The 13,898-nt window shown below is 59.3% G+C and carries 13 protein-coding genes; 10 read left to right on the top strand and 3 right to left on the bottom strand.

What is annotated here, in order from left to right; all coding sequences use genetic code 11:
* The first annotated feature begins 3 nt into the window (after positions 1 to 3).
* Together HX846_RS07755 and HX846_RS07750 are read left to right on the top strand one after the other, a co-directional pair.
* A complete protein-coding gene (locus HX846_RS07755; RefSeq protein WP_256739791.1) occupies positions 4 to 753 on the top strand; it encodes an ATP-binding cassette domain-containing protein in 750 nt (249 codons plus the stop codon).
* Positions 754 to 782: 29 nt separating this feature from the next.
* A complete protein-coding gene (locus tag HX846_RS07750) occupies positions 783 to 998 on the top strand; it encodes a molybdopterin-binding protein (protein WP_003213899.1) in 216 nt (71 codons plus the stop codon).
* 171 nt (positions 999 to 1,169) lie between these two features.
* On the opposite strand, the gene HX846_RS07745 is transcribed toward HX846_RS07750, so the two are convergent.
* Together HX846_RS07745 and HX846_RS07740 are read right to left on the bottom strand one after the other, a co-directional pair.
* The gene (locus HX846_RS07745) at positions 1,170 to 1,808 is read right to left on the bottom strand and encodes a TetR/AcrR family transcriptional regulator (protein WP_178965206.1); all 639 of its coding nucleotides are present in this window, start codon (positions 1,806 to 1,808) and stop codon (positions 1,170 to 1,172) included.
* 252 nt (positions 1,809 to 2,060) lie between these two features.
* Entirely contained in the window at positions 2,061 to 3,437 is a 1,377-nt protein-coding gene (locus tag HX846_RS07740) for a glutamine synthetase family protein (protein WP_003213894.1), read from the bottom strand.
* Positions 3,438 to 3,715: 278 nt separating this feature from the next.
* On the opposite strand from HX846_RS07740, the gene HX846_RS07735 reads away from it, so the two are divergent.
* The 8 genes from HX846_RS07735 (at position 3,716) to HX846_RS07700 (ending at position 12,897) form a co-directional block, all read left to right on the top strand.
* Positions 3,716 to 4,495, top strand: coding sequence for a gamma-glutamyl-gamma-aminobutyrate hydrolase family protein (locus HX846_RS07735; protein ID WP_003213893.1), 780 nt, complete (start codon positions 3,716 to 3,718; stop codon positions 4,493 to 4,495).
* A gap of 39 nt (positions 4,496 to 4,534) precedes the next feature.
* Entirely contained in the window at positions 4,535 to 5,893 is a 1,359-nt protein-coding gene (locus HX846_RS07730; protein ID WP_003213891.1) for a glutamine synthetase family protein, read from the top strand.
* Positions 5,894 to 5,951: 58 nt separating this feature from the next.
* A complete protein-coding gene (locus HX846_RS07725; RefSeq protein WP_003213889.1) occupies positions 5,952 to 7,316 on the top strand; it encodes an aspartate aminotransferase family protein in 1,365 nt (454 codons plus the stop codon).
* A 207-nt stretch (positions 7,317 to 7,523) separates the two neighbouring features.
* Entirely contained in the window at positions 7,524 to 8,618 is a 1,095-nt protein-coding gene (locus HX846_RS07720) for a polyamine ABC transporter substrate-binding protein (RefSeq protein WP_003213887.1), read from the top strand.
* Positions 8,619 to 8,783: 165 nt separating this feature from the next.
* On the top strand, positions 8,784 to 9,878 hold the full coding sequence (locus HX846_RS07715) for a polyamine ABC transporter substrate-binding protein (RefSeq protein WP_102370128.1): 1,095 nt from the start codon (positions 8,784 to 8,786) through the stop codon (positions 9,876 to 9,878).
* 75 nt (positions 9,879 to 9,953) lie between these two features.
* Entirely contained in the window at positions 9,954 to 11,096 is a 1,143-nt protein-coding gene (locus tag HX846_RS07710; protein WP_003195240.1) for an ABC transporter ATP-binding protein, read from the top strand.
* A complete protein-coding gene (locus tag HX846_RS07705) occupies positions 11,093 to 12,013 on the top strand; it encodes an ABC transporter permease subunit (protein ID WP_003213882.1) in 921 nt (306 codons plus the stop codon). The genes HX846_RS07710 and HX846_RS07705 overlap by 4 nt, the downstream gene beginning before the upstream one ends.
* Positions 12,010 to 12,897, top strand: coding sequence for an ABC transporter permease subunit (locus HX846_RS07700; protein WP_008438909.1), 888 nt, complete (start codon positions 12,010 to 12,012; stop codon positions 12,895 to 12,897). Before HX846_RS07705 ends, HX846_RS07700 begins: the two co-directional genes overlap by 4 nt.
* Before the next feature lie 144 nt (positions 12,898 to 13,041).
* On the opposite strand, the gene HX846_RS07695 is transcribed toward HX846_RS07700, so the two are convergent.
* Entirely contained in the window at positions 13,042 to 13,683 is a 642-nt protein-coding gene (locus HX846_RS07695) for an HD domain-containing protein (protein WP_003213877.1), read from the bottom strand.
* Positions 13,684 to 13,898 lie beyond the last annotated feature (215 nt).

Here is a 13,898-nt window from a genome sequence, read left to right as displayed (position 1 = left end):
GAAGTGCGCCAGGGCGAAATTGTCGGGCTTGCCGGGCTTAACGGGGCAGGGCGCAGCACGTTGCTCAAAGCCTTGTTTGGCGTGGGGCGCAACGACAGCGATGTTGAACTGTTTGGCCAGCCTTATCAGCCGCAAACCTCGCGCCAGGCGATCCGCCAGGGCGTCGGGTTGGTGCCGGAAAACCGCAAGACCGAAGGCCTGCTGCTGGATGCGCCCATCTACCGCAATGCCTGCCTGGTGCACACCCGGCACTTGAACTGGTTTTCCCATCGCCAGGCCAAGGACCGCGCCGGCCCGGTGCTGCAGCGCTTGCAGACCAAGCTCGACAACCTTGAGCAACCGGTACGCCAGCTCTCCGGCGGCAATCAACAGAAGGTGGTCATGGCCAAGTGGGTGATCGACGGCGCGCGCCTGTTGCTGCTGGACGAACCGCTGGGGGCGCTGGATGCCCTGACCCGGATCGAGATGCAGCAACTGATCGAGAACCTCTGGCAGAAGCACGGCTTCACCGTGTTGCTGGTGACTCACGACGTCAGCGAAGCCGTGGCCATTGCCGACCGGGTGATTTTGATCGAAGACGGCGAAATCGGCCTCGACCTGCACGTGGAACTCCCACGTCCGCGGGTGCGTGGCTCCCACCGCCTGGCGGCGCTGGAAACCGAAGTGCTTAACCGTGTGTTGTCGCTGCCCGGCACCCCGCCGGAACCCGAACCTGTTTCACCGCTGCCTACGCAATTGCGTTGGGCTCAATAACTCACTTGTCTTACACAGGAAGAACGACCATGACTATCAAAGCCATCAACGTGCGTAACCAGTTCAAAGGCACCATCAAGGAAATCGTCGAAGGCGACGTGCTGTCGGAAATCGACGTACAGACCGCGTCCGGTATCGTCACTTCCGTGATCACCACCCGCTCGGTGAAAGAGCTGGAACTGGTGATCGGCAGTGAAGTGATTGCCTTCGTGAAATCCACCGAGGTGTCGATCGCCAAGTTGTGATCAATGGTTCGCACAAACCCCGAAGGTGAAAGCCTGTCGGGGTTTTTGTCGTTCTCAAGATTGCTTTCGCGAGCAAGCCCGCTCCCACATTTGACCGAGTTCTACCTTTGGAATACGGTCGAATGTGGGAGCGGGCTTGCTCGCGAAGAGGCCCGGACAGGCAACAAAAAATCAGAGCGCAGCCACCCGCTTGGGCAAGAACGCCGGCAGATAAAGCCCCACATACGCATCAAACACCCGCATGCCTTCCTCGGCCATGCGCGGGGTGATTTGCCCATGCTGATGCACCGAGCGCGCGTAGACGCGGTCGCTCAGTTCCAGGGCCAGGGCAAACACGTCGACATCGGCGGGCAGGCTCGGCACCTCAAAGTGCCGGTTGAACACCTCAAACATCAGGTTTCCCAGCTCCAGGTCGTGCTGGCGGTCGGCCTGTGTCACTTCGGTCAACCCGTGCTGGGCCAGGATCAATTGGCGGGCGGCGGCGTCGTTGCTGTAGATGCTGAGCATGCGCTGCTCCACCACGCTGGACAGGTCGCGCCAGTGCTTGAGTGAATCATGATCGATGGGCGCCTGAATGGCCGCGCGAAAGGCCGCATGAACGTCAGCGGTCAGCGCCTCCAGCAACGCCGGCACGCTGGCGAAGAAGTGATACACCGATGACGGTGGAATCTGCGCCCGCTCGGCCACGCTGTAGATCGACAGGCTGGCCACGCCTTCGGCGGCCAGCAAGGTGCGGGCGGCATCGAGGATCGCGTCGATCCGGGCCTGGCTGCGGGCGCGGGGTTTGCGAGGAGTGGCAGGGCGATTCATTGAAGTCTCCTACAGGGCAGCGGGCATTGTACGCAGAGCCACTGGATGATCCATACCCTGTGGCGAGGGAGCTTGCTCCCGCTGGACTGCGCAGCAGGCCCAAGACCTGCACCTCGGTTCCGCCTGAAAGAACCCGGTGTTCTTATTGGGGCCGCTTCGCAGCCCGGCGGGAGCAAGCACCCTCGCCACCACAGCCATAAAAAAACGCCGTAGGCCAAAAGCCTGCGGCGTTTTTTTTAACCCGGCAACCGCTTACACGGTATGCAGGTACCAGTTGTACTCAAGGTCGGAGATGGAGTGTTCGAACTCCTCCAGCTCACTTTCCTTACAGGCGACGAAGATATCGATGTATTTAGGATCGATGTACTTGGCCATCACCTCGCTGTCGTCCAACTCGCGCAGGGCATCACGCAGGTTGTTCGGCAGGCTCTGTTCGTTCTGCTCGTAGCTGTTGCCTTCCACCGGTGCGCCAGGCTCGATCTTGTTGGTCAGGCCGTGATGCACGCCCGCCAATACCGAAGCCATCAGCAGGTATGGGTTGGCATCAGCCCCGGCCACACGGTGTTCGATACGTACGGCGTCGGACGAGCCGGTCGGTACGCGAATCGCCACGGTGCGGTTATCCAGGCCCCAGCACGGCGAGTTCGGCACGTAGAACTGTGCGCCGAAACGACGGTAGGAGTTGACGTTAGGGCACAGGAACGCCATTTGGGCGGGTAGGGTCTCCAGCACACCGCCGATCGCGTGACGCAATGCGGCGTTCTGCTCGGGATCCTCGCTGGCAAAGATGTTCTTGCCGTCCTTGTCCAGGATCGAAATGTGCACGTGTAGGCCGTTGCCTGCCTGGCCCGGGTAAGGCTTGGCCATGAAGGTGGTGTCCATCTCATGGTCGTAGGCGATGTTCTTGATCAAGCGCTTGAGCAGTACCGCGTAGTCGCAGGCCTTTATAGGGTCGGCAACGTGGTGCAGGTTCACTTCGAACTGCGCCGGGGCACTTTCCTTGACGATGGCGTCGGCAGGGATGCCTTGCTCTTTTGCACCTTCCAGAATGTCCTGGAGGCAGTCGACGTATTCGTCGAGGTCGTCGATCAGGTAGACCTGTGTCGAGTGCGGGCGTTTGCCGGAGATCGGCGAGCGGGGCGGTTGTGGCCGGCCATTCACGTTCTCCTGGTCAATCAGGTAGAACTCCAGCTCGAATGCGGCGCAGATGGTCAGACCGAGGTCGTCAAATTTGCTTACAACTTGGCGGAGTACTTCGCGAGGATCGGCGAAGAAAGGTTCACCTTCGAGTTCGTGCATGGTCATCAGCAGTTGCGCGGTTGGGCGCTTTTGCCAGGGTTCATTGCACAGGGTGTCGGGGATTGGATAACAGATTCGGTCAGCATCACCGATGTCCAGACCCAGGCCGGTGCTTTCCACCGTTGAGCCGTTGATATCCAGGGCAAATAGAGAGGCAGGCAGGTTAATGCCCTTCTCGTAAACCTTGTGGAGGCTGGTGCGTTCGATGCGCTTGCCGCGCACCACACCATTCATATCCGCAATTAGAAGGTCTACGTACAGAACCTCAGGATGATCCTTAAGGAACGCGTTCGCTTCGTTAAGCTGAACGGCACGCGGGGGTACCGACATGATGCAACACCTTTGTTGTTAAAAATATCAATCATTGATCTCTTCGGGTTTCAGTCAACCCGAACGGCATGCCGAAGTCAAGCGAGGCCTTTTTTGCCCTAAAAAAGCGCCGTGAGGGCTTTTTTGGGGCTTTTTGGGGCAATTTTTTGGGATTGGGGCTCTTGGAACCAGCACGTTTGAGCGGGCCGTGTTGTATTTTTTACGGGGGTGTTGTGTAAAAAAATGAACAAGGCTAAGCTCGATTCAAACCCATAACAGCAATAATACCGGGGTGCTTCATGTCTCGCCTGCCGTTAATCGGCGTCACCGCCTGCTCCAAACAGGTCGGTCTGCATGCTTATCACATCAGTGGCGACAAATACGTCCGTGCAGTGGCCACCGCTGCCAAGGGCTTGCCGTTGATTATTCCGTCCCTGGCGGATCTGCTCGACCCGGCCAATATTCTTGACGGTCTGGACGGCATTCTATTTACCGGCTCACCTTCCAATATCGAACCCTTTCACTACGACGGTCCGGCCAGCGCGCCCGGGACTGCTCATGATTCTGCACGGGACCAAACCACCCTGCCGCTGCTGCGTGCAGCCATAGCGGCCGGCGTTCCGGTACTGGGGATTTGCCGTGGCTTCCAGGAAATGAACGTGGCGTTTGGCGGCAGCCTGCACCAGAAGGTTCATGAAGTGCCGGGCATGATGGATCACCGCGAAGACGACACCCAGCCGCTGGACATCCAGTACGGCCCGGCACATCCGGTAACCATCTCCCCGAATGGGGTATTGGCAAGCCTGGGCTTGCCGTCGACGATCCAGGTCAACTCGATTCATTCACAGGGCATTGATCGCCTGGCGGCCGGTTTCCAGGTCGAGGCCACCGCGCCGGATGGCCTGATCGAAGGCTTTTCAGTGCCCGCGGGCAAGGCTTTTGCTTTAGGAGTGCAATGGCACCCCGAATGGCAGGTAAGCTCTAACCCGCACTACCTCGCAATCTTCCAGGCATTTGGCAATGCCTGTCGAAAGCGGGTGATGCAACGCGACGCGGATGCTGCGTCAACTTACGCCTGACCTTTAATGGATGTCAGGAAACACAGCCCAGAGGCATTTATGAGTAACAACCTCGACCAGCTCACCGATTGGTTGAAAGACCACAAGATCACAGAAGTCGAATGCATGATTGGCGACCTCACCGGCATCACCCGGGGCAAGATCTCGCCGACCAACAAGTTCATCGCCGAAAAAGGCATGCGCCTGCCCGAAAGCGTTCTGTTACAGACCGTGACCGGCGACTATGTCGAAGACGACATCTATTACGAATTGCTCGACCCGGCCGACATCGACATGATCTGCCGCCCGGACGAGAACGCGGTGTACCTCGTGCCCTGGGCCATAGAGCCTACGGCCCAGGTGATCCACGACACCTACGACAAGCAAGGCAACCCGATCGAGCTGTCGCCGCGCAACGTGCTCAAGAAAGTCCTCAAGCTCTATGCCGACAAGGGCTGGCAGCCCATCGTGGCGCCGGAGATGGAGTTCTACCTGACCAAACGCTGCGAAGACCCGGACTTCCCGCTGCAACCGCCGATTGGCCGCTCCGGTCGCCCGGAGACTGGCCGCCAGTCCTTCTCTATAGAAGCGGCCAACGAATTCGACCCGTTGTTCGAAGACGTCTACGACTGGTGCGAATTGCAGGAACTGGACCTCGACACGTTGATCCACGAAGACGGCACGGCGCAGATGGAAATCAACTTCCGTCACGGCGACGCACTGTCCCTGGCCGACCAGATCCTGGTGTTCAAGCGCACCATGCGCGAAGCGGCGCTCAAGCACGACGTGGCGGCCACCTTCATGGCCAAGCCCATGACCGGCGAGCCCGGCAGTGCAATGCACCTGCACCAGAGCATCATCGATATCGCCACCGGCAAGAACGTGTTCTCCAATGAAGACGGGACCAAGAGCGAGCTGTTCCTGCACCACATCGGCGGCCTGCAGAAATTCATCCCCGAGCTGTTGCCGCTGTTCGCCCCTAACGTCAACTCGTTCCGCCGCTTCCTGCCCGACACCTCGGCGCCGGTCAACGTGGAGTGGGGCGAAGAGAACCGCACCGTTGGCCTGCGGGTTCCGGACGCCGGCCCACAAAACCGTCGGGTGGAAAACCGCCTGCCCGGTGCCGACGCCAACCCGTACCTGGCGATTGCCGCCAGCTTGCTGTGTGGCTACATCGGCATGGTCGAAGGCATCAGCCCAAGCGCACCGGTGGTGGGCCGTGGTTACGAGCGCCGCAACCTGCGCCTGCCGCTGACCATCGAAGACGCCCTGGAACGCATGGAAAACAGCAAGACCATCGAGAAATACCTGGGTCACAAATTCATCACAGGCTACGTCGCGGTCAAGCGGGCCGAGCATGAAAACTTCAAGCGCGTGATCAGTTCGTGGGAGCGGGAATTCCTGCTCTTCGCCGTCTGATGCGCCGGGCGCGCCCTTCAAACGGCGCGTCCTCACCTGAAACATCTAGGAGATTGGTATGTCCAGCAACAACCCGCAAACCCGTGAATGGCAAGCCTTGAGCAGCGATCACCACCTGGCGCCGTTCAGCGACTTCAAGCAATTGAAAGAGAAAGGCCCACGGATCATCACCAAAGCCCACGGCGTTTACCTGTGGGACAGCGAAGGCAACAAGATTCTCGACGGCATGGCCGGCCTGTGGTGCGTGGCGATCGGTTACGGTCGCGATGAACTGGCTGATGCGGCCGCCAAGCAGATGAAAGAACTGCCTTACTACAACCTGTTCTTCCAGACCGCCCACCCGCCGGTGCTGGAACTGGCCAAAGCCATCTCCGATATCGCCCCACAAGGCATGAACCACGTGTTCTTCACCGGCTCCGGCTCCGAAGGCAACGACACCATGCTGCGTATGGTCCGCCACTACTGGGCGATCAAAGGCCAGCCGAACAAGAAAACCATCATCAGCCGCAAGAATGGCTACCACGGTTCAACCGTGGCCGGCGCCAGCCTGGGCGGCATGACTTATATGCATGAACAAGGCGACTTGCCGATCCCGGGCATCGTCCACATCGCCCAGCCTTACTGGTTCGGCGAAGGCGGCGACATGAGCCCGGAAGAATTCGGCGTGTGGGCGGCCAACCAGCTGGAAGAGAAGATCCTGGAACTGGGCGTGGACAACGTCGGTGCCTTTATTGCCGAGCCGATCCAGGGTGCCGGTGGGGTGATCGTGCCGCCAGACAGCTACTGGCCGCGCATCAAGGAAATCCTCGCCAAGTACGACATTCTGTTCGTGGCTGACGAAGTGATCTGTGGGTTTGGCCGCACCGGTGAGTGGTTCGGTAGCGATTTCTACGGCCTCAAGCCCGACATGATGACCATCGCCAAGGGCCTGACCTCCGGCTACATCCCGATGGGTGGCCTGATCGTGCGCGACGAAGTGGTCGCCGTGCTGAACGAAGGCGGTGATTTCAACCACGGCTTCACCTATTCCGGTCACCCGGTGGCGGCAGCGGTAGCCCTGGAAAACATCCGCATCATGCGCGATGAACAAATTGTTAAGCACGTGCACGACGAAACGGCACCCTATTTGCAAAAGCGTTTGAGGGAACTGGCTGATCACCCGCTGGTGGGTGAAGTTCGCGGTGTGGGCATGCTCGGTGCCATCGAACTGGTTCAGGACAAGGCAACGCGCAAGCGTTATGAAGGCCGTGGTGTTGGCATGATCTGCCGCACGTTCTGCTTCGAGAATGGCCTGATCATGCGCGCCGTGGGCGACACCATGATCATTTCGCCACCGTTGGTGATCAGCAAGGCCGAGATAGACGAGTTGGTGACCAAGGCGCGGCACTGCCTGGACCTGACTTTGGCGGCATTGCAGGGCTAAATGCTAGGCTCAGAACGCAGCGCCTGTCGGGCGCTGCTTCTGGGGTGTTAGAAAAGCGGGGCATTGGTTGAAAGCCGGCCCCTGAACTTGCCAGACTGTCGCCCTGTTTTGTCGCCCTTAGACGGGCTGCGAAACACGTTGTAATTAAAGAACGAACGTGGCCCAAAAAAGAAAAAATTGGAGCATGACCGAATGAAGGCATTAGGTTTGAAGAACGCTGGCAAGACCCTCCTGGCCTTGTCCCTGATGGGGGCCATGGCAGGCGCGGCACACGCCGACGATAAAGTGCTGCACGTTTATAACTGGTCCGACTACATCGCACCGGACACCATCGCGAACTTTGAAAAAGAGTCCGGGATCAAGGTGGTCTATGACGTGTTCGACTCCAACGAAACCCTGGAAGCCAAGTTGTTGGCAGGCAAGTCCGGCTACGACATTGTCGTGCCGTCGAACAACTTCCTCGCCAAGCAGATCAAGGCCGGTGTTTACCAGGAACTGGACAAGTCCAAGCTGTCGAACTACGACAACCTGAACAAGTCCCTGCTTAAAGCCGTGTCCATCAGCGACCCGGACAACAAGCACGCCTTCCCGTACATGTGGGGCTCGATCGGCATCGGCTACAACCCGGAGAAGGTCAAGGCCGCACTGGGCATCGACAAGATCGACTCGTGGGACACCATCCTCAAGCCGGAAAACCTCGCCAAGCTCAAAGGCTGCGGTGTGAGCTTCCTCGATTCGCCAACCGAAATGCTGCCAGTGGCACTGCATTACCTGGGCCTGCCGACCGACACCCAGAAGAAGGAAGACCTCAAGCAAGCCGAGGCCCTGTTCCTCAAGCTGCGTCCTTCGATCGGCTACTTCCACTCGTCCAAGTACATCTCCGACCTGGCCAACGGCAACATCTGCGTAGCCGTGGGTTATTCGGGTGACGTGCAACAGGCCAAGTCCCGCGCGGCTGAAGCCGGTGGCAAGGTCAAGGTTGCCTATGACATTCCGAAAGAAGGTGCCGGCAGCTTCTATGACATGGTCGCTATCCCTAAAGATGCCGAGAACGTCGACGCTGCCTACAAGTTCATGAACTACCTGCTGAAGCCGGAAGTCATGGCGGGCATTACCAACAGCGTACGTTTCCCGAACGGTAACGAGAAAGCTACCGCGTTGGTCGACAAAGACATCACCAGCGACCCAGGCATTTATCCGCCAGCGGACGTGCAAGCCAAGCTGTATGCCATTGCTGACTTGCCGGCTGCTACTCAGCGGGAAATGACCCGCAGCTGGACCAAAATCAAATCGGGCAAGTAAAGCCGCTTTGATACCTGTTTTGCTAACTGCCGCGATGCGCGCGGTGGTTAGCGAAACAATTAAATGACAGAAAGTTTTGCCGGATCGGTTTATCGAGGGTAAGTTGCGCGCCGGTTTTGTTGCCGGGCAACAACTTCGGGCCCAACTATTTAAGAGGACCTCCACTTGCCAATTTCTTTATTTCGCAAAGCCTTGCTGGTGGGTGCAGGTATCACGCTGGCTGTCAGCGTGCAGGCCGCGCCGACTGTGCATATTTATAACTGGTCGGACTACATCGGCCCGGACACCCTGGCCAACTTTGAAAAGGCCACCGGCATCAAGCCGGTCTACGACGTGTTTGATTCCAACGAAACCCTGGAAGGCAAGTTGCTCGCCGGGCGTACCGGGTATGACGTGGTCGTGCCGTCGAACCACTTCCTCGGCAAGCAGATCAAGGCCGGCGCGTTCCAGAAGCTCGACAAGTCGCAACTGACCCACTACGCCAACCTCGACCCGGCGCTGCTCAAGCGCCTGGAAAAGAACGACCCGGGCAACCAGTACGCCGTGCCGTATCTGTGGGGCACCAACGGCATTGGCTACAACGTCGACAAGGTCAAGGAAGTGCTGGGCGTCGACAAGATCGACTCCTGGGCCGTGCTGTTCGAGCCGGAAAACATGAAGAAGCTGGCCACGTGCGGTGTGTCGTTCATGGACTCGGCGGATGAAATGCTGCCGGCGGTCCTCAACTACATGGGCCTCAACCCCAACAGCACCAACCCTGAAGACTACAAGAAGGCTGAAGAGAAACTCCTGAAAGTGCGTCCCTACGTGACCTACTTCCATTCTTCCAAATACATCTCGGACCTGGCCAACGGCAACATCTGCGTGGCGGCCGGCTTCTCCGGTGATGTGTTCCAGGCCAAGGCTCGTGCGGCCGAGGCGGGCAAAGGCGTGAACATCGCCTACGTGATTCCGAAAGAAGGCGGCAACCTGTGGTTCGACGTGCTGGCCATCCCCAAGGATGCCACCAACGTCAAAGAGGCCCTCGCCTTCATCAACTATTTGCTGAAACCTGAAGTGATCGCTCAGGTCAGTGATTACGTCGGTTACGCCAACCCTAACCCAGGGGCGGACAAACTGATGGAGCAATCGATACGCACCGACGAAGCGGTTTACCCACCGCAGGCGGTTCTCGACCGGACTTTTGTCAACTTCGAGCTACCCCCGAAAGTGCAACGTTTGATGACCCGTAGCTGGACCAAGGTCAAGACGGGCAAGTAAGGCTTAACGCTCAAACTATCCAAGGCTGGCCCGTATTGGGCGAGCTGCACTCTTTTTATTCTGGGAGTTTCGTAAATGGCAGTTGCCTCCGGCGCCTATAAGAAAGCCCTCGAGGGCGACCAGACACCGAAAAAGGTGCTGGTCAAAATCGACCGGGTCACGAAGAAGTTCGACGAGACGATTGCGGTGGACGATGTGTCCCTGGAAATCAAGAAAGGCGAAATCTTCGCCTTGCTCGGCGGATCGGGTTCGGGCAAATCCACCTTGCTGCGCATGCTCGCAGGCTTCGAGCGCCCAACGGAAGGACGCATTTACCTCGACGGTGTGGACATCACCGACATGCCGCCGTACGAGCGGCCGATCAACATGATGTTCCAGTCCTACGCCTTGTTCCCCCACATGACCGTGGCCCAGAACATCGCGTTTGGCCTGCAGCAGGACAAGATCCCCAAGGCCGAGGTCGACGCCCGCGTGGCCGAGATGCTCAAGCTGGTGCAGATGAGCCAGTACGCCAAGCGCAAGCCGCACCAGCTGTCCGGCGGCCAGCGTCAGCGGGTGGCGCTGGCGCGTTCCCTGGCCAAGCGTCCGAAACTGCTGCTGCTCGATGAGCCGATGGGCGCACTCGACAAGAAGCTGCGTTCGCAGATGCAACTGGAGCTGGTGGAGATCATCGAGCGCGTGGGCGTGACCTGCGTGATGGTGACCCACGACCAGGAAGAGGCCATGACCATGGCCGAGCGCATCGCGATCATGCACCTGGGCTGGATCGCCCAGATCGGCAGCCCGATCGACATCTATGAAACGCCGACCAGCCGCCTGGTGTGCGAGTTCATCGGCAACGTCAACATCTTCGACACCCAGGTGGTGGACGACGCCGAAGGCCACGCGGTACTCAAGTGCCCGGACCTGGACCGCGATATCTACGTCGGCTACGGCATCGCCACTTCGGTGGAAGACAAGTCGGTGACCTACGCCATCCGCCCTGAAAAGCTGCTGGTGACCACCGAAATGCCGACCTGCGAGCACAACTGGTCCAGCGGCAAGGTGCACGACATCGCCTACCTCGGCGGCCATTCGGTGTTCTACGTCGAATTGCCGAGCGGCAAGCTGGTGCAATCCTTCGTGGCCAACGCCGAACGCCGTGGCCAGCGCCCTACCTGGGGCGACCAGGTGTACGTGTGGTGGGAAGACGACAGCGGCGTGGTACTTCGCTCATGAACATGAAGAAGTTCAAACGCCAGCTGCAACGAATAACCCCCGGTGGCCGGCATGTGGTCATCGGGATCCCTTTCCTCTGGTTGTTCCTGTTCTTCATGCTGCCGTTCTTCATCGTCTTGAAGATCAGCTTTGCCGAAGCCGACGTAGCGATCCCGCCTTACACCGAGATCTACACCTTCGTTGAACAGAAACTGCAGTTGGTGCTGAACCTGGCCAACTACGGGATGCTGGGCGATGACGAGTTGTACATCGCGGCGTACCTGGGCTCGCTGAAGATGGCGTTTTTCAGCACCATCCTCTGCCTGCTGATCGGCTACCCGATGGCCTACGCCATTGCCAGCGCACGCAAGGAAATCCAGACCGTGCTGGTGCTGCTGATCATGATGCCGACCTGGACTGCGATCCTGATCCGGGTCTATGCGTGGATGGGCATCCTCAGCAACAACGGGTTGCTCAACGGCTTCCTGATGTCCATCGGGTTGATCAACGAACCGCTGCAGATTCTCAACACCAACATCGCGGTGTATATCGGCGTGGTCTATTCGTACCTGCCGTTCATGATCCTGCCGCTGTACGCCAACCTGGTGAAGCACGACCAGAGCCTGCTGGAAGCCGCGTCGGACCTGGGTTCGAGCACCTTCAACAGCTTCTGGAAAATCACCGTGCCGCTGTCCAAGAACGGCATCATCGCCGGCTGCATGCTGGTGTTTATCCCGGTGGTGGGCGAGTTCGTGATCCCGGAACTGCTGGGCGGTCCGGAAACCCTGATGATCGGTAAAGTGTTGTGGCAAGAATTCTTCAACAACCGTGACTGGCCGGTGGCGTCTGCCCTGGCGGTGGTGATGCTGGCGATCCTGATCGTGCCGATCATCCTGTTCAACCGCAGCCAAGCCAAAGAGATGGAGGGCAAGATATGAAGCGCGTCAGTTTCTCAAGCTTCATGCTGGTGGCGGGGTTGCTGTTCATCTACCTGCCGATGCTGATCCTGGTGATCTACTCGTTCAACGAATCCAAACTGGTGACGGTGTGGGGCGGTTGGTCGATCAAGTGGTACGTCGGCCTGTTGGACAACACCCAGTTGATGGGCTCGGTCGGTCGCTCCCTGGAAATCGCCTGCTACACCGCGATTGCGGCGGTGGCACTCGGTACATTGGCGGCGTTCGTGCTGACGCGCATCAGCCAGTTCAAGGGCCGCACGCTGTTCGGCGGCCTGGTGACGGCGCCGCTGGTGATGCCGGAAGTGATCACCGGCCTGTCGCTGTTGCTGCTGTTCGTGGCCATGGCGCAGATGATCGGCTGGCCGCAGGAACGTGGCCTGGTGACCATCTGGATCGCCCACACCACGTTCTGTTCGGCGTATGTGGCGGTGGTGGTGTCGGCGCGCTTGCGTGAGCTGGACCTGTCGATTGAAGAGGCAGCCATGGACCTGGGTGCGCGGCCGTGGAAGGTGTTCTTCCTGATCACCATCCCGATGATCGCGCCGTCGCTGGCGGCGGGCGGCATGATGTCGTTCGCGCTGTCGCTGGATGACCTGGTGTTGGCCAGCTTCGTGTCGGGGCCGGGTTCGACCACGTTGCCGATGGAAGTATTCTCGGCGGTGCGCCTGGGGGTTAAACCCGAGATCAACGCCGTGGCCAGCCTGATTCTGTTGGCGGTGTCGATCGTGACGTTCCTGGTGTGGTTCTTCAGCCGCCGTGCCGAAGAGCACCGCAAGAAAGCGATCCAGCAGGCGATTGAAGAAGCGGCTGCGGATGGTTGGGAGAAGCCGGCGGATTCGCGTCGGGCTCCAGCACCGGTCTAATCAGGTAGCCCTGAAGAAACCGGATCAAAAATGTGGGAGCGGGCTTGCTCGCGAAAGCGCAGTGTCAGTCACCGGATGTATTGACTGATCCACTGCCTTCGCGAGCAAGCCCGCTCCCACATTTTGATTGCATTCCAATTCGGGTTAAGCAGTCCAAGGCGACTTGCGAATCACCTCGACGAAATTCATCGGCTTGAACCCCGGCTCCTGATCCACCAGCACATCGGTCTTCACGTTGCCAAACGTGGTCTGCGGGCGATGGCGCAGGCCGTCGGCAAACGCGCAGATGATGCACTCCTTGAACCCTTCACCCCGTGGATGTGCATGCACCACCGCTTCGCGCTGCACGCTGGTAAACGCCGCGTACTCCATTCCCAGCACGTCCATTTCCACGCCCGCCGTCACCAACGCCACGGTTGGACGCAAGTGCTTGGGCACCCCCGGTGTGGTGTGCAGGGCGATGGACAACCACACCTGTTCGATGTCGTCATCGCTCAACCCGTAAGGCTTGAGAAAGTCCGCCGCCGCGTTGGCGCCGTCCACTTCAAAGCGTTCGTCGTCACTGCGGTGACCTTCCACCAGGCCCAGGTCGTGGAACATCGCGCCGACGTACAGCAACTCCGGGTTATAGGCCAACTGCTGGCGCTCGCCGCTCAATGCGCCGAACAGGAACACCCGGCGGGAGTGGTGGTAGAGCAGGTCGGATTCGATGTCGCGGATGTATTCGGTGGTGGCCTTGGCCAGGGCGCTGTCCGGGATCTTGATGCCGGCGATGGTGGTGCTCATGGTCGTTCTCCTCAAGAAAGCGCCGGGGTTGGCGCCGATGAGTCCAGTCTGGTCGCGCGCCCGCGAAGGGGCCATCGCGGCGAGGATGCGATCCCGGCCAATGTGCCGCGATATCGCGCCAAGGCTATGCGCGATCAAATGTAGGAGCTGGCTTGCCTGCGATAGCATCACCTCGGTATACCTGATGGACCGCGTCGCCTGTATCGCAGGCAAGC

The sequence above is a fragment of the Pseudomonas sp. K5002 genome (assembly GCF_013386655.1).
Taxonomy (GTDB): Bacteria; Pseudomonadota; Gammaproteobacteria; order Pseudomonadales; family Pseudomonadaceae; genus Aquipseudomonas.
Note: the sequence above shows the minus strand (reverse complement) of the source record. Positions and strands in the feature narration are given on the sequence as shown.